This window comes from Phenylobacterium deserti, assembly GCF_003254705.1.
Lineage (GTDB): Bacteria > Pseudomonadota > Alphaproteobacteria > Caulobacterales > Caulobacteraceae > Phenylobacterium > Phenylobacterium deserti.
This window is the reverse complement of the sequence record NZ_QFYR01000001.1, coordinates 744,192-761,398: the sequence shown is the minus strand read 5'-3', so window position 1 is coordinate 761,398 and position 17,207 is coordinate 744,192. Positions and strand designations below refer to the sequence as shown.

18 protein-coding genes and 1 tRNA gene are annotated in these 17,207 nt (G+C 68.2%); 7 read left to right on the top strand and 12 right to left on the bottom strand.

From position 1 onward, the window contains the following. Positions 1-24: 24 nt before the first annotated feature. The 4 genes from DJ018_RS03820 to aroA all read right to left on the bottom strand — a co-directional run bounded on the left by DJ018_RS03820 (position 25) and on the right by aroA (position 4,490). The gene (locus DJ018_RS03820; RefSeq protein WP_111513547.1) at positions 25-312 is read right to left on the bottom strand and encodes an integration host factor subunit beta; all 288 of its coding nucleotides are present in this window, start codon (positions 310-312) and stop codon (positions 25-27) included. Between the two features lie 317 nt (positions 313-629). Beyond that, positions 630-2,339, bottom strand: a complete 1,710-nt coding sequence (gene rpsA / locus DJ018_RS03815; protein WP_111513546.1) for a 30S ribosomal protein S1 — start codon at positions 2,337-2,339, stop codon at positions 630-632. Positions 2,340-2,505: 166 nt separating this feature from the next. Next, the gene (gene cmk, locus DJ018_RS03810) at positions 2,506-3,162 is read right to left on the bottom strand and encodes a (d)CMP kinase (protein WP_111513545.1); all 657 of its coding nucleotides are present in this window, start codon (positions 3,160-3,162) and stop codon (positions 2,506-2,508) included. Next, positions 3,159-4,490, bottom strand: coding sequence for a 3-phosphoshikimate 1-carboxyvinyltransferase (aroA, locus tag DJ018_RS03805; protein ID WP_111513544.1), 1,332 nt, complete (start codon positions 4,488-4,490; stop codon positions 3,159-3,161). The genes cmk and aroA overlap by 4 nt, the downstream gene beginning before the upstream one ends. A 122-nt stretch (positions 4,491-4,612) precedes the next feature. Between aroA and DJ018_RS03800 the strand changes: the two genes are divergently transcribed. Then, entirely contained in the window at positions 4,613-5,083 is a 471-nt protein-coding gene (locus DJ018_RS03800) for a TIGR02300 family protein (RefSeq protein ID WP_111513543.1), read from the top strand. A gap of 116 nt (positions 5,084-5,199) precedes the next feature. Beyond that, positions 5,200-5,275: transfer RNA gene (locus DJ018_RS03795), tRNA-Ala, on the top strand. Positions 5,276-5,361: 86 nt separating this feature from the next. Here the strand turns inward: DJ018_RS03795 and DJ018_RS03790 are convergent. Together DJ018_RS03790 and DJ018_RS03785 are read right to left on the bottom strand one after the other, a co-directional pair. Further along, positions 5,362-6,729 (bottom strand): hypothetical protein, encoded by a 1,368-nt coding sequence (locus tag DJ018_RS03790; RefSeq protein ID WP_111513542.1) that lies wholly within the window; start codon positions 6,727-6,729, stop codon positions 5,362-5,364. Continuing rightward, on the bottom strand, positions 6,726-7,001 hold the full coding sequence (locus DJ018_RS03785; protein ID WP_111513541.1) for a metal-sensitive transcriptional regulator: 276 nt from the start codon (positions 6,999-7,001) through the stop codon (positions 6,726-6,728). The genes DJ018_RS03790 and DJ018_RS03785 overlap by 4 nt, the downstream gene beginning before the upstream one ends. Positions 7,002-7,095: 94 nt before the next feature. Here DJ018_RS03785 and DJ018_RS03780 point away from each other — a divergent pair, with 94 nt between their 5' ends. Next, positions 7,096-9,486 (top strand): heavy metal translocating P-type ATPase, encoded by a 2,391-nt coding sequence (locus tag DJ018_RS03780; RefSeq protein ID WP_111513540.1) that lies wholly within the window; start codon positions 7,096-7,098, stop codon positions 9,484-9,486. On the opposite strand, the gene DJ018_RS03775 is transcribed toward DJ018_RS03780, so the two are convergent. Beyond that, positions 9,473-10,264, bottom strand: coding sequence for a DUF6270 domain-containing protein (locus DJ018_RS03775; RefSeq protein WP_133254210.1), 792 nt, complete (start codon positions 10,262-10,264; stop codon positions 9,473-9,475). The genes DJ018_RS03780 and DJ018_RS03775 overlap by 14 nt on opposite strands. A gap of 124 nt (positions 10,265-10,388) precedes the next feature. Between DJ018_RS03775 and DJ018_RS03770 the strand changes: the two genes are divergently transcribed. The 3 genes from DJ018_RS03770 to DJ018_RS03760 all read left to right on the top strand — a co-directional run bounded on the left by DJ018_RS03770 (position 10,389) and on the right by DJ018_RS03760 (position 11,986). Beyond that, positions 10,389-11,096, top strand: coding sequence for a hypothetical protein (locus DJ018_RS03770; RefSeq protein ID WP_111513538.1), 708 nt, complete (start codon positions 10,389-10,391; stop codon positions 11,094-11,096). A 106-nt stretch (positions 11,097-11,202) separates the two neighbouring features. Then, positions 11,203-11,625, top strand: coding sequence for an Hsp20 family protein (locus DJ018_RS03765; RefSeq protein WP_111513537.1), 423 nt, complete (start codon positions 11,203-11,205; stop codon positions 11,623-11,625). A gap of 106 nt (positions 11,626-11,731) precedes the next feature. Then, a complete protein-coding gene (locus DJ018_RS03760; RefSeq protein ID WP_111513536.1) occupies positions 11,732-11,986 on the top strand; it encodes a DUF1150 family protein in 255 nt (84 codons plus the stop codon). Positions 11,987-12,074: 88 nt separating this feature from the next. On the opposite strand, the gene ptsN is transcribed toward DJ018_RS03760, so the two are convergent. The 4 genes from ptsN to rpoN form a co-directional block, all read right to left on the bottom strand. Beyond that, positions 12,075-12,548: a PTS IIA-like nitrogen regulatory protein PtsN gene (gene ptsN / locus DJ018_RS03755; RefSeq protein ID WP_111513535.1), complete on the bottom strand. Its 474-nt coding sequence runs from the start codon at positions 12,546-12,548 to the stop codon at positions 12,075-12,077. Positions 12,549-12,620: 72 nt separating this feature from the next. Further along, positions 12,621-13,256, bottom strand: a complete 636-nt coding sequence (gene hpf, locus DJ018_RS03750; RefSeq protein WP_111513534.1) for a ribosome hibernation-promoting factor, HPF/YfiA family — start codon at positions 13,254-13,256, stop codon at positions 12,621-12,623. A gap of 32 nt (positions 13,257-13,288) precedes the next feature. Continuing rightward, positions 13,289-13,912 (bottom strand): exopolysaccharide biosynthesis protein, encoded by a 624-nt coding sequence (locus tag DJ018_RS03745; RefSeq protein WP_111513533.1) that lies wholly within the window; start codon positions 13,910-13,912, stop codon positions 13,289-13,291. A gap of 78 nt (positions 13,913-13,990) precedes the next feature. After that, entirely contained in the window at positions 13,991-15,484 is a 1,494-nt protein-coding gene (gene rpoN / locus DJ018_RS03740; protein ID WP_111513532.1) for an RNA polymerase factor sigma-54, read from the bottom strand. A 225-nt stretch (positions 15,485-15,709) separates the two neighbouring features. Between rpoN and DJ018_RS03735 the strand changes: the two genes are divergently transcribed. Further along, positions 15,710-16,426 carry a helix-turn-helix transcriptional regulator gene (locus tag DJ018_RS03735; protein ID WP_111513531.1) on the top strand — a complete coding sequence of 239 codons (717 nt, stop codon included), beginning with the start codon at positions 15,710-15,712 and terminating at the stop codon, positions 16,424-16,426. A 15-nt stretch (positions 16,427-16,441) separates the two neighbouring features. On the opposite strand, the gene lptB is transcribed toward DJ018_RS03735, so the two are convergent. Beyond that, positions 16,442-17,203, bottom strand: a complete 762-nt coding sequence (gene lptB / locus DJ018_RS03730; protein ID WP_111513530.1) for an LPS export ABC transporter ATP-binding protein — start codon at positions 17,201-17,203, stop codon at positions 16,442-16,444. Between the last annotated feature and the right edge of the window lie 4 nt (positions 17,204-17,207).

The following is a 17,207-nucleotide window of genomic DNA, read 5'->3' as shown; positions in this document are numbered from 1 at the left end:
ACCGCGATCCCTGACTGCGGGTGTCTACTCGTCGGTGGCGTTCAGCCGCTCGCGTAGTTCTTTGCCGCTCTTGAAGAAGGGCACGTGCTTGGCGCGGACGTCAACGGGCTCGCCGGTGCGCGGATTGCGGCCGGCGCGGGCGTCGCGGGAGCGGACCGACAGAGCGCCGAAGCCGCGCAGCTCCACTCGGCCGCCTTCCTCCAGAGCCTGGATCATCCGCTCGAGGATCACGCCGACGACGCGTTCGATGTCCCGCTGCGTGAGGTGCGGGTTCTCTTCGGCGAGTTTGGCGATGAGTTCAGACTTGATCATCCCAGGTCCCTGGCCCTTCCACCCGCAGGCGGAGTTCGTCCGGTGTGGGGCAGGAAGGGTCTGCCCTTGTGAATGGAGCGCGTCCGGCAAAGCCGTCCGCTTCCGCCCGCCGCGCTCTTGAACCGGCGCGACCATGGGCGACTCCGCCCTTCGGTTCAAGGGTGGAAAAGGGTTTACGGAGGCGACTGTCAAGCTTTGTAAGGCGGTTTTGCGGCGAGCGGCCGATTATCAAAAGAAAAGCCCCGCCCGGCGGACCGGACGGGGCTTCCCAGAAGTTCAGATCGCTTGGGCCCGCGGGTCGGCGGGCCGCGGCGGCCTTACTCGCCCTTGGCCTTCTCGCGAAGAGCCGCGCCGAGGATGTCGCCCAGCGAGGCGCCGGAGTCGGAGGAGCCGAACTGTTCGATGGCTTCCTTCTCTTCCGCCATTTCGAGCGCCTTGACCGACAGCGAGACACGGCGGGCGGCCTTGTCCACGTTGGTGATCTGGGCGTCGACACGGTCGCCGACGGCGAAGCGTTCCGGACGTTGGTCCGCACGATCGCGCGACAGGTCCGACTTGCGGATGAAGGCCGTCATCGGCGCTTCGTCCTCGCCGAACTTCACCTCGATGCCGCCCGAGGTGATCTCGGTGACGGTGCAGGTGACGGTCTGGCCCTTGCGGAACGTGTCGCCGGTCATCGGGTCGCCCGAAAGCTGCTTGATGCCGAGCGAGATGCGCTCCTTCTCGACGTCGACGTCGAGGACGCGGGCCTTGACCACGTCGCCCTTGTTGTAGCGGGCGATGGCTTCTTCACCCGGCGCCGACCAGTCGAGGTCGGACAGGTGCACCATGCCGTCGATGTCGTTGTCCAGGCCGATGAACAGGCCGAACTCGGTGGCGTTCTTGACTTCGCCTTCGACGGTCGAGCCGATCGGGTGAGCCTCGAGGAAGGCGTCCCACGGGTTGGCCATGGCTTGCTTCAGGCCGAGGCTGACGCGGCGCTTGGACGGATCGACGTCCAGGACGACCACTTCCACTTCCTGAGAGGTGGAGACGATCTTGCCCGGGTGGACGTTCTTCTTGGTCCAGGACATTTCCGAGACGTGCACCAGGCCTTCAACGCCCGGCTCCAGCTCCACGAAGGCGCCGTAGTCGGTGATGTTGGTGATGCGACCGGTGAACTTCGCGCCGACCGGGTACTTGGCTTCAACGCCGTCCCACGGATCCGACTGCAGCTGCTTCATGCCGAGCGAGATGCGCTGGGTCTCGGGGTTGATCTTGACGATCTGCACCTTGACGGTGTCGCCCACGGCCAGGACTTGGCTCGGGTGGTTGACGCGCTTCCAGCTCATGTCGGTGACGTGCAGCAGGCCGTCGATGCCGCCGAGGTCCACGAACGCACCGTAGTCGGTGATGTTCTTGACCACGCCTTCGCGGACTTCACCCTCTTGCAGCTGCGACACCAGCTCGGTGCGCTGCTCGGCGCGGGCTTCTTCCAGGATGGCGCGACGCGACACGACGATGTTGCCGCGCGGACGGTCCATCTTGAGGATGGCGAACGGCTGCTCGCGACCCATGAGCGGGCCGACGTCGCGGACCGGACGGATGTCGACTTGCGAACCCGGCAGGAAGGCCGAGGCGCCGCCCAGGTCGACGGTGAAGCCGCCCTTCACGCGGCCGACGATGGAGCCCATGACCGGCTCGTTCCGCTCGTACACGGCTTCGAGGCGGGTCCAGGCTTCTTCGCGGCGGGCCTTGTCGCGGCTGATGACCGCTTCGCCCATGGCGTTCTCGACGCGCTCGAGGAACACCTCGACAGTGTCGCCGGTCTTCAGGGTCGGCTTGCCGTCTTCGCCAAGGCCGAATTCCTTCAGCGGCACGCGGCCTTCGGTCTTCAGACCGACGTCGATGATCGCGAAGTCCTTCTCGATGGCCACGACCTTGCCATGGACCACTTGGCCTTCCATGAAGTCGCGTCCGCCGAGGGACTCGTTGAGAAGCGCGGAGAAGTCGTCCCGCGTCGGGTTCAGGCTCATATCGTCAGCCATATGGATCTTTCGTCTTCTTCGAATGACGCATGGACCCCAGAGCGCATGGCGCCGGAGGGAGTCCTCGCGTCGGTTAGGGGTTGAACCGAAGGCGCAGGGCGTTCCCGCGCATCTTTGTGAAATCTGCCCGCAGCCGTCAGAGGGAAAGGCGCGGTTGGATTTGCCGTCAGGTCGCCGAAGCTTCCCAGCGGGCGCGCGCCGCCTCGACGATGCGGCGGGCCGCATCGGCGGCTTGTTCTATAGTCATTTCCGAGGTGTCCAGCAAGACGGCGTCCTCGGCCTGGCGAAGGGGCGCAGCCTCGCGCCCGGCGTCACGGGCGTCGCGGGTGCGGATGTCGGCCAGGATGTCGGAAAGCACCACCATCTCGCCCTGACCCACCAGCTGGCGCCAGCGCCGCTCGGCCCGCACCTCCGGCGAGGCGGTGACGAACAGCTTGGCCGGCGCGTCGGGGGCGATCACCGTGCCTATGTCGCGGCCGTCGAGAATGGCGCCGCCAGCTTGGGCGGCGAAGTCGCGCTGGAATTTCAGCAGGGCGGCGCGAACGGGCGGGTGAGCGCCCACGCGGCTGGCCGCCTCGCCGGCGACGCGGGTCCGGAAGGCGGGATCGGCCAGCATTACCGGCGACAGCTTGGCCGCGACCTGGGCGGCGCCTTCGACGTCGTCGAGATCGCCGCCGGCCCGCTGGAGGATCACGCCCACGGCGCGATAGAGCAGGCCGGTGTCGAGAACGGGGAGGCGGTAGAGCGCGCCGAGGCGGCTCGCGACGGTACCCTTGCCGGACGCCGCCGGGCCGTCCACCGCGATGACGAAGCCGCCGCTCAAGCGGCCACCGGCTCTTCGGCGGCGATGTCGCCGCCAAGCCCGCGGATCATCTCCACGAAGGTGGGGAAGCTGGTGGCGATCATGCCGGGTTCGTCGACGCTGATCGGCTCCTGCGAGACCTGGCCGAGGATCAGGTGGCTCATGGCGATGCGGTGGTCGCCGTGCGTGGTGACGCGGGCGCCGCCCTTCACCGACTTGGCGCCGGTGACGATCATGCCCTCGGGCTCTTCCTCGATGGCGACGCCGCAGGCCTGGAGACCGGCCGCCATCAGGGCGATGCGGTCACTTTCCTTGACCCGCATCTCGCCGATGCCGCGCATGACGGTCTGGCCGTCAGCGAAAGCCGCGGCGATGCAGAGGATCGGGTACTCGTCGATCATGGACGGCGCCCGCTCGGGCGGAACGACCACGCCTTCCAGCTGCGAGTAGCGGGCGGTGACGTCGCCGACGGTCTCGCCGCCTTCATCGCGGATGTTGGTGACCGACAGGTCGGCGCCCATCTCGCCGAGGGTGTCCAGCAGGCCGATCCGCGAAGGGTTCAGCAGCATGCCCTCGACGGTGACTTCGGAGCCCGGGGTGATGATCGCCGCCACCAGCGGGAAGGCCGCCGAGGAGGGATCGCCGGGCACATGGATGTCGGTGGCCTTCAGCGACTGGCCGCCCGGCAGGACGATGCGGCTGCCGCCGTCCTGTTCGGCCACCTGCAGCTGAGCGCCGAAGCCGATCAGCATTCGCTCGGTGTGATCGCGGGTGGCTTCCGGCTCGAAGATCTCGACGCCGCCGTCGGCCATCAAGCCGGCCAACAGCACCGCCGACTTCACCTGTGCGGAGGGCACCGGGACGCGATAGTCGATACGCTTCAGCCCGCCGCCCTTCAGGGTCAGCGGGAGGCGGCCGCCCGAACGGGCGATCCATGTCGCGCCCATTTCGCCCAGCGGGTTCAGCACCCGGTTCATGGGCCGGCTGCGCAGGGAGCTGTCGCCCGTGAAGGTGACGGACAGGTCGAAGCCCGCGGCCGCGCCCATGATCAGGCGCACGCCGGTGCCGGCGTTTCCGCAGTCCACCACGTCCGACGGTTCGGCGAAGCCGCCCTTGCCCTCGACGCGCCAGCGGCCTTCACCCAGGCGTTCGACGGCGGCGCCGAAGCTCGCCATGGCGGCGGCGGTGCGCTTGACGTCCTCGCCCTCCAGCAAGCCCTGAATGTTGGTCACGCCGCTCGCCAGCGCGCCCAGGATCAGAGCGCGGTGGGAGATCGACTTGTCCCCGGGAGCCCGCACGCGGCCCTTCAGAGGGCCTGCGCGCCTGGCGGTCAGTGCAGCCGCCGTCATTGTACGAAACGAGCCTCCCAAGGGCCGTTGATTTCACGAGGGGGATTGCTTTTGACAGCCACCCTCACGCGTGGCAAGGGAGCCCGCCTTCCCATTCCAAGACCAAGACGAGGATCGCCTACTTGGCCAATCCCGAACTGGGCACGAAGCAGATCTGCCCGCACTGCCAAGCGAAGTTCTACGATCTCAACAAGCGCCCGGCTCATTGCCCGAAGTGCGCCACTGAGTTCGATCCCGACGAAGCGGTCCGCAACCGCCGCGTCCGGGCCCGCGCCATCACGCCCGACACCGAGGCGGATGACGAGCGCGAGGATCAGGTTCGCGGCAAGGATACCGAGTCCGACGAGGACGAAGAAGAAGACGTCGGCGCGCCGGAGCTGGACGAGGTGGCGGACGAGCCGCCGCTGGCCGGCGACGACGACGAGGATGCGGCTGAGCCGGGCGTCGGCCCTGCCGGCGACGACCTGGGCGAGTTCTCGGATGACGAGGACGTCGAGGAAGCCGACGACGTGCCGTTCCTCGAGGAAGAGGACGACGATTTCGACGACACCGAGATCGAAGGCCTGCCTGAAGAAGGCGACGACGAGCGCTGATTTCCAGGTCCGGCCGGCGGTGAAAAAAAACCGCCGGCCGGGCTTGATCCGCCGGAGCCCTTTGAATAGGTTCCGCGCCTCGCCGGGAGCCAACCTCGGCAAGACAAAAAAGACCTGGGGCTATAGCTCAGTTGGTAGAGCGCTTGAATGGCATTCAAGAGGTCAGGAGTTCGACTCTCCTTAGCTCCACCATGAAGGCCCGCCGGTAACCCGGCGGGCCTTCGCCTTTTGTGGCCCAGGCCTGCGAAAGGGCCCGCCGAAGCGGACCCTGTGGTGGTCTAGCGAAGGGTCAGGCGGAGGAAGGCCATGGCGCCGTTCGGGTCTCCGCCGTAAGACGCTTCCAGCGCGTCCGGCACGAAGTTCCAGGCATAGAGACCGCCCAACCCCAGGCTGACGTGGTCGTTGACGCGGAAGTCGCGGATCGCCCCGACCGACAGCTTGCCGACCTTATAGGCGGGGCCATGGTGATGGTCGCCGTCGCCCAGCAGCAGTTCGTCATTCTCCGCCCGTTCAGCCCGGGCAAAGGCGGTCCATGCCGCATTGGGCTTCAGCGCGCTCTCGAAAGTGAAGGCGTCCAGGTCCTGGTGTGCGCCGGTGCGCCGGCCCCACGCCGCGGTGGTGGACCACCAGCCTTCGGCGCCGACGGGCACGGTGTAGATGCCGCTAGCCGACCAGCGGGTCTGGTCCATCTCCGGCTCAAGCTGCTCCGGACTCTTCATGTCGGCCCAGGACGCCTGCAGCGACCAGTTCGCGGTGGGGTTCCAGGAGACGCGGGCCGCCGTCGAGTCGAGCTTCGGGGTTTCGAAGTTGAAGCGCTTCTCGTCCGGCTCCCGCCCCTTGAAGCGCGACACCTCGAGCTTCCAGTCGTCGTGGACAAAGCCGGCCGTCACCACGCCGAAGGTGATGTGGGTGGAGTCCAGCCAGTGGTGGCTGATCGGCGCCTCGGGGCTGTCCATGATGGACAGGCGGTGCATGAAAGTCGGCGGGCCGAAGGCCGGCTCCCCCGGCAGGCCGGCGTAGATGAAGACGCTGTCCTTGGCGCCGAGCCGGTGGGCGTAAGCGGCCGACAGCTCCATGAAGAGGTCGTGGGGATGCTGGCGGTCGATCAGTGGATCGATCCCGTTGGCGGTCTCGCCTGACGCCAGATGCAGGGGATAGCCGCTCTTGCCCATGAAGGGGTCGGGGCTGAGCATGGTGGTGAAGGTGAGGGTGTCGCCGTTGTCGAGCGCCCGCCGGGCGCTGGCCATGGCCATGCCGGCGACGAAGCTCTTTTCCCCGCCGCGCGGGCCCTCCTGCCAGTCATAGACGCCGTAGAGTTGGGCGTGAGTCATGACGCTCCAAGGGCCGACCATGCGGCCGCCCATGTGGTGGGGCGAAGCGTCGGGCTGCCAGGCGGTGCCTGATGCATCGCGGCCCATCGGATAGGCGCCGAGGGCTCCGGCCTCCGCGTGGTTCATAGCCATGGGCGCGTGGTCCGCCTGCGCTCGGTCCGTCGCGCCATGGCTCATCTGACCATGATCCATTTGCCCGTTGTCCATTTGCCCGTGGTCCATCTGGCCGTGATCCATCTGGGCGTGGTCCTGGGCCGCGGCGGGCAGGGCCAGCAACAGGGCGGCGGCGCCAGCCGCCGAGAACAGGGTCTTCATCGGGTTCCACGTTCCAGAAGTTGGATCAGCTCGGCGGCCTTGCGCCGTTGTTCGTCCTTGTCGCCGCTGACGATCGCGCCCTCGATGCAGTGCCCGAGGTGATCGCGAAGGATCTCGGTTTCCACCTTGGCCATGGCGGCCCGCACAGCCTGCAGCTGGGTCAGGATGTCGATGCAGTAGCGGTCTTCTTCCACCATCCGATGGACGCCGCGCACCTGACCTTCGATCCGATTCAGGCGGTTCAGCAGTTTGGATTTGTTGTCGCGTTCCATGCGGCGTCCTCGATCTGGAGCGAACATATACCCCCCGGGGGTAATTGCAATATGCCCCACGGGGGTATACCTGGCGGACCAGGAGGCACTCCTGATGTCCGACGATCGCCACGCGCACGCCCATCCCCACAGCCATGTTCACGAACATGCCCATGCCTGTTGCAGCGACGGGGCTCAGCCGGATCACGCCAAGACGGCGACCGATCCGGTCTGCGGCATGAAGGTGGATCCGCTGGCCACCCCGCATCATGCGGCGCATGGCGGGGAGGACTTTCACTTCTGCTCAGCGGGCTGTCGGACCAAATTCGTCGCCGACCCGCCCAGGTATCTGGATCGGGAACGCGCGTCCGAAGCGGCGAAGGCTCCCGCGGGAGCGATCTACACCTGTCCGATGCATCCGGAGGTGCGGCAGGTCGGGCCGGGCAGCTGCCCCATTTGCGGCATGGCGCTGGAGCCCGAGTTGGTCACCGCAGACGCGGGGCCGAACCCGGAGCTGGTCGATTTCCGCCGGAGGTTCTGGATCGCGCTTGTGCTGACCGCGCCGGTGTTCGCGCTGGAGATGGGCGGTCACCTGTTCGATCTGCACGCGCTGATCGCGCCGCGGGTTTCCAACTGGCTCCAGTTCGCGCTGGCGACGCCCGTGGCTCTTTGGGCCGGGGCGCCCTTTTTCCAGCGCGGGTGGGCCTCGATCCGCAGCCGTAACCTCAACATGTTCACGCTGATCGCCATGGGTGTCGGCGTGGCCTGGCTCTACAGCGCCGTGGCGGTGCTGGCGCCCGGCATCTTCCCGCCCGCCTTCCGCAGTCACGACGGCGCCGTGCCGGTCTACTTCGAAGCCGCGGCGGTGATCACGGTGTTGGTGCTGCTGGGCCAATTGCTGGAGCTGCGGGCGCGGGAGCAGACCTCGGGCGCCATCAAGGCGCTGATGGACCTAGCGCCGAAAACCGCGCGCCGTGTGTGCGAGGACGGCTCCGACGAAGAGGTGCAGCTGGACCAGGTCTCGCCAGGCGATCGCCTGCGCGTGCGGCCGGGCGAAAAGGTCCCGGTGGATGGCGAGGTGCTGGAAGGCCGTGTCAGCATCGACGAGTCGATGGTGACGGGTGAGTCCCTGCCCGTCACCAAGCAGGCGGGCGACCCTGTCGTCGGCGGCTCGATCAACAAGACCGGATCGTTCGTGATGCGCGCGGACCGCGTGGGGGCGGACACCCTGCTGGCGCAGATCGTCCAGATGGTGGCCCAGGCCCAGCGCAGCCGCGCGCCGATCCAGCGGCTGGCGGACAGGGTGTCCGGGTGGTTCGTCCCGGCGGTGCTCGCCGTCGCATTGGCCGCCTTCGTGGGCTGGGCGCTCGTGGGGCCGGAGCCTCGCTTGAGCTACGCCCTGGTGGCCGCCGTGTCCGTGCTGATCATCGCCTGCCCCTGTGCGCTGGGGCTGGCGACCCCAATGTCGATCATGGTGGGGGTCGGTCGAGGCGCGAACGCCGGCGTGCTGATCAAGAACGCCGAAGCCCTGGAGCGGCTGGAAAAGATCGACACCCTGGTGGTCGACAAGACCGGAACCCTGACCGAAGGTCGCCCTGCCTTGACCGCTATCCGAACGGCGCCGGGACAGGACGAGGCCGAGGTGCTGCGGCTCGCCGCCAGCCTGGAGCGGGCCAGCGAGCATCCGCTGGCGGACGCCATCGTCGCGGCGGCGCATGAGCGCGGTCTCACGCTGTCCGAACCGGCCGAGTTCGACAGTCCGGTGGGCAAGGGCGTAACGGGGGTGGTGGACAGCCGTCGGATTCTGGTGGGGTCCGGCCGCTTTCTCGCCGAGCAAGGCCTTGAAGTGGGAGATCTGGGCAGGCAGGCCGAAACGCTGCGGGCCGAAGGGGCCAGCGCCATCTTCGCCGCCGTCGACGGGAAGGTCGCGGCCCTCCTGGCCATCGCCGACCCGGTCAAGGCGACCACGCCGGAAGCGGTGCGCGCGCTGAAGAGCGAAGGCGTGCGCCTGGTTATGCTGACCGGCGACAACCGCACGACGGCCCTGTCGGTGGCGCGCCGGCTGGGCATCGAGGAGGTGGAGGCCGAAGTCCTGCCGCAGGACAAGGCGGCGGTGGTGGAGAAGCTGCGAGCCCAGGGGCGGTCGGTCGCCATGGCGGGCGACGGCGTCAACGACGCGCCGGCGCTGGCGGTGGCGGAGGTCGCGCTGGCCATGGGCGCAGGCTCGGACGTGGCGATCGAAAGCGCCGGCGTGACCCTGCTGACCGGCGACCTGAACGGCATCGTGCGGGCGCGGCGGCTGTCGCGGGCGGTGATGCGCAACATCCGCCAGAACCTGGTGTTCGCCTTCGTCTACAACGCGGCCGGCGTGCCGCTGGCGGCGGGGCTGCTCTATCCGGCGCTGGGGCTGACCTTGTCGCCGCAGCTCGCGGCCTTGGCGATGTCGCTGTCCTCGGTCAGCGTGATCGGCAACGCCCTGCGGCTGCGGGCCGTCAGGCTGGGCTGAACTCTACGCCCAGCTCGCCCAGGCGGCGCCAGACGTAGCGGTAGTAAGCCTCGCCATAGTGGAAGGGGCTGAGGCCCCAGCGGTGCGCGGCGTCCCCGAGGGTGAGGTCGGCCGGCGCGCGGACGTAGAAGGCGTTCGGGGCGGCCTGGCGCATGGCCTGGCTGTAGCGTTCGAGGAGCTGGTTGTGGTCGTCGATGTTGGCCGGGATGCCGGGCCAGATCACCCGGTCGGGGTCGAAGGGACGACGCTGGCCGTCTTCCATGTAGTCCAGCGCCCAGCGGGCGTCGTGGAAGATCAGGCGCGTGTTCGGCAGCGTCTCGCGCAGGAAGCGCACGAAGGCCTCCAGGCCGGATCGCCACAGATCGAACGCTTCGGGCGCGTGTCGGGACAGGTGGGTGAAGGTGTCCAGCGGCGGCTGGTCACGTAGACCGGCCCTGTGCAGCTCCCAGCTGTAGGTGGCTGCCGTGCCGGTCCCGACCAGCAAGTCGAAGCGTTCCTCAATGAAGTCGACCACCAGGTGGGTGGGCGCGAACGCCACGAGCTTTTCGGCGGCGCGCTTGAGAAGGTCGTCGTAGATGACCCGAAACTCCCAGGGCGTCAGATCGGCCGGGGCCGTTTCCGGCGCCGCCAAGCCTGGAACGGGCGGGGCGAACAGGCTCGCGAAGCTGCCGCGCGCCAGATAGAGCAGGTGGGGCTTCACGACGTCCTCGAGCCCCATGACCCCGGGGATGTCCCGCGTCACGCAGCTGCCGATGATGGCCAGTCGGGGGCGGCGCAAGTTCCGGTCCTATTGACGGCGCGCCGCAATCGGGCGCAGGGGCAACGAGCCTTGCAGCATGGCGGCCTCGGCGCCAGCAGCAAGGACTGCGGGCTCTAAGGGGCGCACCGGCGAAGGACAAGTCATGCGGACATGGGCGTGCATTCTGGCGGCGGCGGCAGTGGGCCTGGCGGCCTGCGACGAGGCCAAGCCGCGCCACCCGCCGCCGGAGCCCGCGCCGCCCTATGCCGACCGCGCGCCGCCCCTGGGCTCGGCCGAGCGGCCGGGCTTGGCGAAGTGGAATGCGCAGGCGGGCGTCTTCGAGATGGACGGCCAAGCGCTGCACACCGCGCGGCTGTGGACCTTTGACGGCGCCACGGACGGCTTCACCGCCTCGAACGCCGAAGCTACGATCGAGCCGAGCGGCGGCCTGCGGCTGGTGAACCGCGGCGCGGACGCCATCTTGCTGTCGCCCAAGGGCCTCGACATCCCCGGCGGGCGCTATCCGCTGGTGCTGGTGCGGCTGACGCGGGTGAAGGCCGGCGGCCAATGGGCGGGGGCCTTGTTCTACATAACGGCGCAGCACCAGGCGGCCGAGCAGTTCCGCGGCAATGCCAAGGACATGCGCGGGCCGGAGGTCGGCGAGACCATGACCCTGGTCTACGACATGCGTCAGATGCCGGCCGCCAGCGACTGGGCCAACTCGGCCATCGACCAGCTGCGGTTCGACAGCGACGATGCGCCGGGCGGCGAGTTCGTGATCCGGCAGGTGGCCGTCGCGGCGGCGCCGCAACCGCCAGCGCCGCCGGAGGGCGCCGCGGCTCCCGCGCCAGCTCCCGCACCGGGCGCCTGACGCGTTGAAAAGGCTGCGCCGGGCGCCCAAATAGGAGGTGTCCGGCCGAGCCGCGCCGCTCCAGGGCGGTTCGACCGGAGAGTCGCTTCGCACGAGGACTCTTCGAATGAACAGGTCGATCCTTTTCGACAGCCCGTTCCTGCTGGGCTTCGATCATACCCGCAGCCTCATCGAGCGCGCCGCAAAGGCCGCCGCCGAGAGCTATCCGCCCTACAACGTGGAAGACCTCGGGGAAGGCCGTCTTCGCATCACCCTGGCCGTGGCCGGCTTCACGCCCGATCAGCTCGCGGTGACCGTCGAGGGTCGGCAGCTCACGGTGCAGGGCCGCCGCGAAGGCGAGACCCCCAAGCCCGAGGAGACTTTCCTGCATCGCGGAATCGCGGCCCGAGGCTTCGTGCGCAGCTTCGTGCTGGCGGACGGCATGCTGGTGGACGAGGCGGTGCTGGAGCACGGCCTGCTTCACATCATCGTGGCCCGCCCCGAGCCGGAGACGCGGGTCCAAACGATCCCGATCCGGGCAGCCGGCTGAAAAAAGTAGCAAATACAAGCTTCGGCGTGCGGGTTCCGACGCCAATCCTCAGTGGTCGGCTGAACCGGCGACCGTTCGAGGCGTTCAAATTTTCGGAGGTGGTCCTATGACACCGGTGTTGACAACTGAAGCTTTCGCCGCCCTCGGCGCTCCGAACCTGGTCTATGTGCGTCCGATCAAGGCCGCCGAGATCCTGGACAGCGTTCCGACGACGACCGCGGACGAGTTCGAGCTCGATCCCGAACAAACTCTTTATGCGGTGCACCGTGCAGATGGCGAACGTCTCGCCGTGCTGACGGACCGCGACTCGGCGATGGCCGCCGCCCTGGCGCACGAGCTGGCGCCGGTGTCCGTCCATTAGCGACGGCGGCCCTCCTGAGGGAGGGTTTCAGACACGAGGAAAAGGCCGGCTCGCGCCGGCCTTTTTCGTTTCAGAGCTGTGTCAGCGATCAGGCCGCCGACGAGCGGGCGGCGCCGGTGTCGTGAACCAGCAAGGCGTAGACCGCGTCCGCGGTGCGGGCCTGACGCAGCTGTTCACGCAGATCCGCCTGGCGAAGCAGGCGCGACACGCGTGCCAGAGCGCGCAGGTGTTCGGAGCCGGCGTCCTTGGGTGCGAAGAGGGCGAAGATCAGGTCGACCGGCTGGTCGTCCACCGCTTCGAACTCGACAGGCTGCTCCAGGCGCACGAACACGCCGCGCATCCGGTCCAGCCCCTCCAGCCGGGCGTGAGGCGCAGCGACGCCGTGGCCCACGCCGGTGGAGCCGGCCTGCTCCCGCTCGGTGAGGGCGTCGAGAACGACGCCCGCTTCGAGCTTGAGGTTGCGGGCGGCGAGCTCCGCAATAAGCGCCAGGGTCTGGCGCTTATTGGCCGCGCTGACGCGCAGGGAAATCGCATTGCGATCGAGGAGGTCGCCGATTTGCATTGGTCCACTAACTACCCGTACTCGCGGCGCACGTCACTCTAGCGCCGCGATGTGACGGATGTCGAAGCGCCGTCAGCCCGCAGCGGTTCCGTCCGCTCCCGCTCCGGCGGCGCCTTTCGTGCGCTCCGGATCGATCCAGCCGATGTTTCCGTCGGGCCGGCGATATACCACGGCCAGCCCGCCGTGCGCGGCGTTCCGGAACACGATTGTTTGAGCTTCAGTGATGTCGAGCTCCATCACGGCCATGGAGACCGTCATGGTGCGGACGGGGCGCTCCGTCTCGGCGATGACCATCGGCTCGGGGAAGCTTTCAGCTGACCCGTTGTCGTCGGAGTCCTCGTCGTCGTCTTCGAAATCGGTGGGCTGGAGAACGAAGTAGGCGGCCACTTCCTGTTGCTTGGCCAGGGCTTGCTGGTGGTGATCCTTGAGCCTGCGCGTGTAGCGGCGGACCCGCTTGTCCATCTTGGCCAGGGCCTGGTCGAACGCCATGTGGGCGTCGCCGCCAAGGCCGTGCGTGGTCAACTGCTGGCCGGAAGCCAGGGTGACCGCGCAGTCCACCTTGAAGGAATTTCCCTCCCGCATGACGACCACGTCGGCGCCGCCGCCGCGATCGAAATACTTGCTGATGGAACTGGTGAGTTGGTCCTCGATCCGCGAGCGCAGCGCATCGCCGAGATCGACGTGTTTGCCGGTGACTTGGACTTGCATGGCGTCATGAACGCGCCCGTCCGCATATGGTGTCAAGCCGACGTGATGATCGCGATCAGATGCTGCGCGGCGTGCATGATCAGACCGGCGGCGAGCACCAAAACACCGACGCTGGCCACGGCGAGGGCATAGCCGATCAGAGCCAGAGCGCCATCGCGCTGCACCAGCGCCAGCGACAGCACGGTTACCGAAGCGGCCGGCAGCATGTTGCCGAGCGGGATCGGCAGAATCAGCACGAACGCCAAGAGCGTGCAGACCAGGCCGATGATCCGCTGACCCGTTCCGCCGAACAGGAAGGAGAAGCGCGGCCGGGAGATGGACTCGATCCGCTCCAGCCAGGGCAGGGCCTTGTTGAGACCGGTGCGCAGGTCGACGCGCGACATGGTTCGGCGGCGGAGCTTGCCGGGAACCCACGGGGCGCGGGCGCCGAACAGCAGCTGAGGCGCCAGCAGAAGCAGCGGCAGGCCGAAGACAGTGGTGGCGCCCGGCGGCAGCGGCAGGGCGCAGGCCAGGCCGAAGACCAGCAGCAAGGCGCCCATGGCGCGACCGCCGAACCGCTCCATCAGCTCGCCGATGGAGACCCGCGGGCCGCCGTTCAGGGAAAGGTCTCGAAGGACCGCGGAAAGGGGCGCCTTGTCGTCGGCTGGCTCTGACATGTGTGCGTTCATCTGGAGCCTGAATGAACGCACGCCAAGCCGTCTTGTGTCGGCTCGCCTACATCTGTGGCGCGGAAGCTACACGGCTTCCTTGAGAAGCCGTCGGCGCTCGACCGATGAGGGTATCCGCATCGCCTCGCGGTACTTGGCGACGGTGCGGCGGGCGATGTCGACGCCAGCCTCCTTGAGGATCTCGACGATGCGGTCGTCGGAGTGGACCTGCCGCTCGTCGGACTCGGCGTCGATCAGCTGGCGGATCTTGTGGCGGACGCTTTCCGCCGAGTGCGCCTCGCCGCCCTCGGTGGAGGCGATGGCCGAGGTGAAGAAGAACTTCATCTCAAACAAGCCGCGGGGCGTGGCGATGTACTTGTTGGAGGTCACGCGGCTGACCGTGGACTCGTGCATGCCGATGGCGTCGGCGACGGTCTTGAGGTTCAGCGGGCGCAGGTGCTCGACGCCGTAGGCCAGGAAGGCGTCCTGCTGACGGACGATCTCGGACGAGACCTTCAGGATGGTGCGGGCGCGCTGGTCCAGGCTTTTCACCAGCCAGTTGGCCTGGGCCATACACTCGCTGACGAAGGTCTTTTCCTGGTCGGAGCGGGCCGCCTTGTTGACCTGGGCGAAGTAGCGCTGGTCGACCAGCAGGCGGGGCAGGGTGTCGCTGTTCAGCTCCACGTGCCAAAGGCCGCCGGGGCCTTCGCGCACGAAGACGTCCGGAGCGACGGGCTGGGCCGGCTCGGCGCCGAAGGCGGCGCCCGGGCGAGGGGTGAGGGCGCGCAGTTCGGCGACCATCTCCCGCAGGTCGTCGTCGTCGACGCCGCAGGCCTTGCGCAAGGCGGCCATGTCGCGCTTGGCCAGCAGGGGCAGGTTGTCCAGCAGGGCGTCCATGGCCGGGTCGAACCGGTTGCGCTCCTTCAGCTGAAGCATCAGGCATTCGCGCAGGTCCCGGGCGGCGATGCCGGTGGGCTCGAACCCCTGGATCACCGTCAGGACCTTTTCCACCACGCGCAGGCCGCAGCCGAGGCGGACGCTGATCTCGTCGAGTTCGGCCCGCAGGTAGCCGCCTTCGTCGATGGCGTCGACGAGGACGCTGGCGACCGCCGTCTCAGCCGGAGTGAGGCCGGCGACAGCCACCTGGTCCATCAGGTGCTCGGCGAGCGTTCTCTCGCGGGTCAGGGCGCTTTCGAAATCGTCCGGCAGAGTGTCGAAGCCGCCGCCGCCCGACCCGGCCTTGGACCAGTCCACCTGGCCGCCCACATCGGCCGCGCCATCGGGCGCATCGCCGGTGGCCCGCTCGCCGGGGGAGACCTCGTCATAGGCTGCGTCCATCTCGCCACGCGCTTCAGAGTCGGCGATCCGGTCGGTAGAAAGGTCATCGGAAGGCGGCGGCTCGGGCGCGGCCTCCGCTTCCGGCTCTTCGCGCTGAAGAAGCGGGTTGCGCTCCAGCTCGCCCTCGACGAACGCCTCGAGCTCCATGTTCGACAGCTGCAGCAGCTTGATGGCTTGCTGCAGCTGCGGCGTGATGACCAGACCCTGGCCCTGCCGAAGCTCCAAACGTGCGCCTAGCGCCAAGACTCGCCCCCGTGGCCTGTTTCTTGCTGGAGGCTACGGGACCGATCTTAATCGAATGGTTAACCGCGGCGCGTCAGGCCGCCGCGGTCTGCGTTCGCACGCCAGTTAGGCACAGCTTTCAGGGCGCAAGCCGTCCGGAGCGGCCGAATCGGCCCGGCAGGATTGACACGGCGCGGCCCGGCGCGCCCCTTTGCGCCCACGAACTGTCAGCAGGTGGCGAGAGAGATGAGACGCGCCGATCGGCTGTTCCAGATCATCCAGATCCTGCGCCGGAGCCGCGGGCCGGTGACTGCCGACGCCATGGCCGCCGAGCTGGAGACGTCCAAGCGGACCATCTATCGCGACATCGCCGATCTGGTCGGCCAGCGCGCGCCGATTCGGGGCGAGGCCGGGATCGGCTACGTGCTGGACGAGGGCTACGACCTGCCGCCGCTGATGCTGACGGCCGACGAGGTGGAAGCTGCGGTGCTGGGGGCGCAGTTCGTGATCAGCCGGGCGGACCCTGTGCTGGCGCGCGCCGCCGAGGACCTGCTGGCCAAGATCCGCACCGTCATTCCTGAGCAGCTGCGCCCATTGGTGGTGGAGCCGGCGATCCGGGCGCCGCGGGCGTGGAAGCCGATGGAGGACGGCCTCGACATGGCGGCCGTGCGCCGGGCGATCCATGGCGGACTGAAGATCCGCATGACCTATCGGGACGAGAAGGACCGGGAGAGCGCGCGCGTAATCTGGCCGTTCGCCATCGGCTATTACGAGCTGACCCGGCTGCTGGTCGGGTGGTGCGAACTGCGGGGCGACTTCCGGACATTCCGGACGGATCGGGTGGTCGGGGCCGAATTCCTGCCGGAGCGCTATCCCGAGCGGCCAGCGGTGCTGCGGGCCCGCTGGGGGAAGATCAAGGCAGAGCGCTGGCGGCAGATGATGGAAGCGCAGGCCGCCGAATAAGGGCTGCGTCGGGGGTCAGGCGCCGTACCGGTCGCCGAGGTAGACGCGGCGCACTTCCGGATCGTTGACGATCTCGTCGGGGCTGCCCTCGAACAGCACCTCGCCCGCGTGGATGATCGAGGCGCGGTCGATGATGTCGAGGGTCTCGCGGACGTTGTGGTCCGTGATCAGGATGCCGATGCCGCGACCCTTGAGGTAGGTGATCACCTCGCGGATGTCGGCGATGGCCAGCGGATCGATGCCTGCGAAGGGCTCGTCCAGCAGCATGAAAGACGGCTCGGAAGCCAGGGCGCGGGCGATTTCCGCACGGCGCCGCTCGCCGCCCGACAGCGACACGGCCGGCGCGTTGCGCAGATGCTCGATGCGCAGCTCTTCCAGCAGCTCGGTCACGATCTCGCGTCCCTTGCGTCGATCGCGCTCGCGCAGCTCCACCACGGCCATGACGTTTTCGGCCACGGTCAGGCCGCGAAAGATGGAGGTTTCCTGCGGCAGGTAGCCCAGGCCCATGCGGGCGCGCTGGTACATGGGTTGGGCGGTGATGTTCTCGCCGTCCAGGTAGATGGCGCCCGAGTCTGCCGGGATCAGCCCCGTGACCATGTAGAAGCAGGTGGTCTTGCCCGCGCCGTTGGGACCGAGCAGGCCGGCGACCTCCCCGCGACCGAGGCGGAGAGAGACGCTCTTCACGACCGGACGGCCGCGGAAGGTCTTGCAGACGTTGTCCACCACCAAGCCTTCGCCGACCGTGCCGGGAAGGGGGGCGAAGCGCTCCTGCTTCAACGGT

Bases quoted from the DNA above. Each gene is read 5' to 3' on its own strand.
- DJ018_RS03820 (WP_111513547.1), bottom strand. From the start codon at position 312: ATGATCAAGTCTGAACTCATCGCCAAACTCGCCGAAGAGAACCCGCAC.
- rpsA (WP_111513546.1), bottom strand. From the start codon at position 2,339: ATGGCTGACGATATGAGCCTGAACCCGACGCGGGACGACTTCTCCGCG.
- aroA (WP_111513544.1), bottom strand. From the start codon at position 4,490: ATGACGGCGGCTGCACTGACCGCCAGGCGCGCAGGCCCTCTGAAGGGC.
- DJ018_RS03790 (WP_111513542.1), bottom strand. From the start codon at position 6,729: ATGAAGACCCTGTTCTCGGCGGCTGGCGCCGCCGCCCTGTTGCTGGCC.
- DJ018_RS03785 (WP_111513541.1), bottom strand. From the start codon at position 7,001: ATGGAACGCGACAACAAATCCAAACTGCTGAACCGCCTGAATCGGATC.
- DJ018_RS03780 (WP_111513540.1), top strand. From the start codon at position 7,096: ATGTCCGACGATCGCCACGCGCACGCCCATCCCCACAGCCATGTTCAC.
- DJ018_RS03770 (WP_111513538.1), top strand. From the start codon at position 10,389: ATGCGGACATGGGCGTGCATTCTGGCGGCGGCGGCAGTGGGCCTGGCG.
- DJ018_RS03765 (WP_111513537.1), top strand. From the start codon at position 11,203: ATGAACAGGTCGATCCTTTTCGACAGCCCGTTCCTGCTGGGCTTCGAT.
- DJ018_RS03760 (WP_111513536.1), top strand. From the start codon at position 11,732: ATGACACCGGTGTTGACAACTGAAGCTTTCGCCGCCCTCGGCGCTCCG.
- ptsN (WP_111513535.1), bottom strand. From the start codon at position 12,548: ATGCAAATCGGCGACCTCCTCGATCGCAATGCGATTTCCCTGCGCGTC.
- hpf (WP_111513534.1), bottom strand. From the start codon at position 13,256: ATGCAAGTCCAAGTCACCGGCAAACACGTCGATCTCGGCGATGCGCTG.
- DJ018_RS03745 (WP_111513533.1), bottom strand. From the start codon at position 13,912: ATGTCAGAGCCAGCCGACGACAAGGCGCCCCTTTCCGCGGTCCTTCGA.
- DJ018_RS03735 (WP_111513531.1), top strand. From the start codon at position 15,710: ATGAGACGCGCCGATCGGCTGTTCCAGATCATCCAGATCCTGCGCCGG.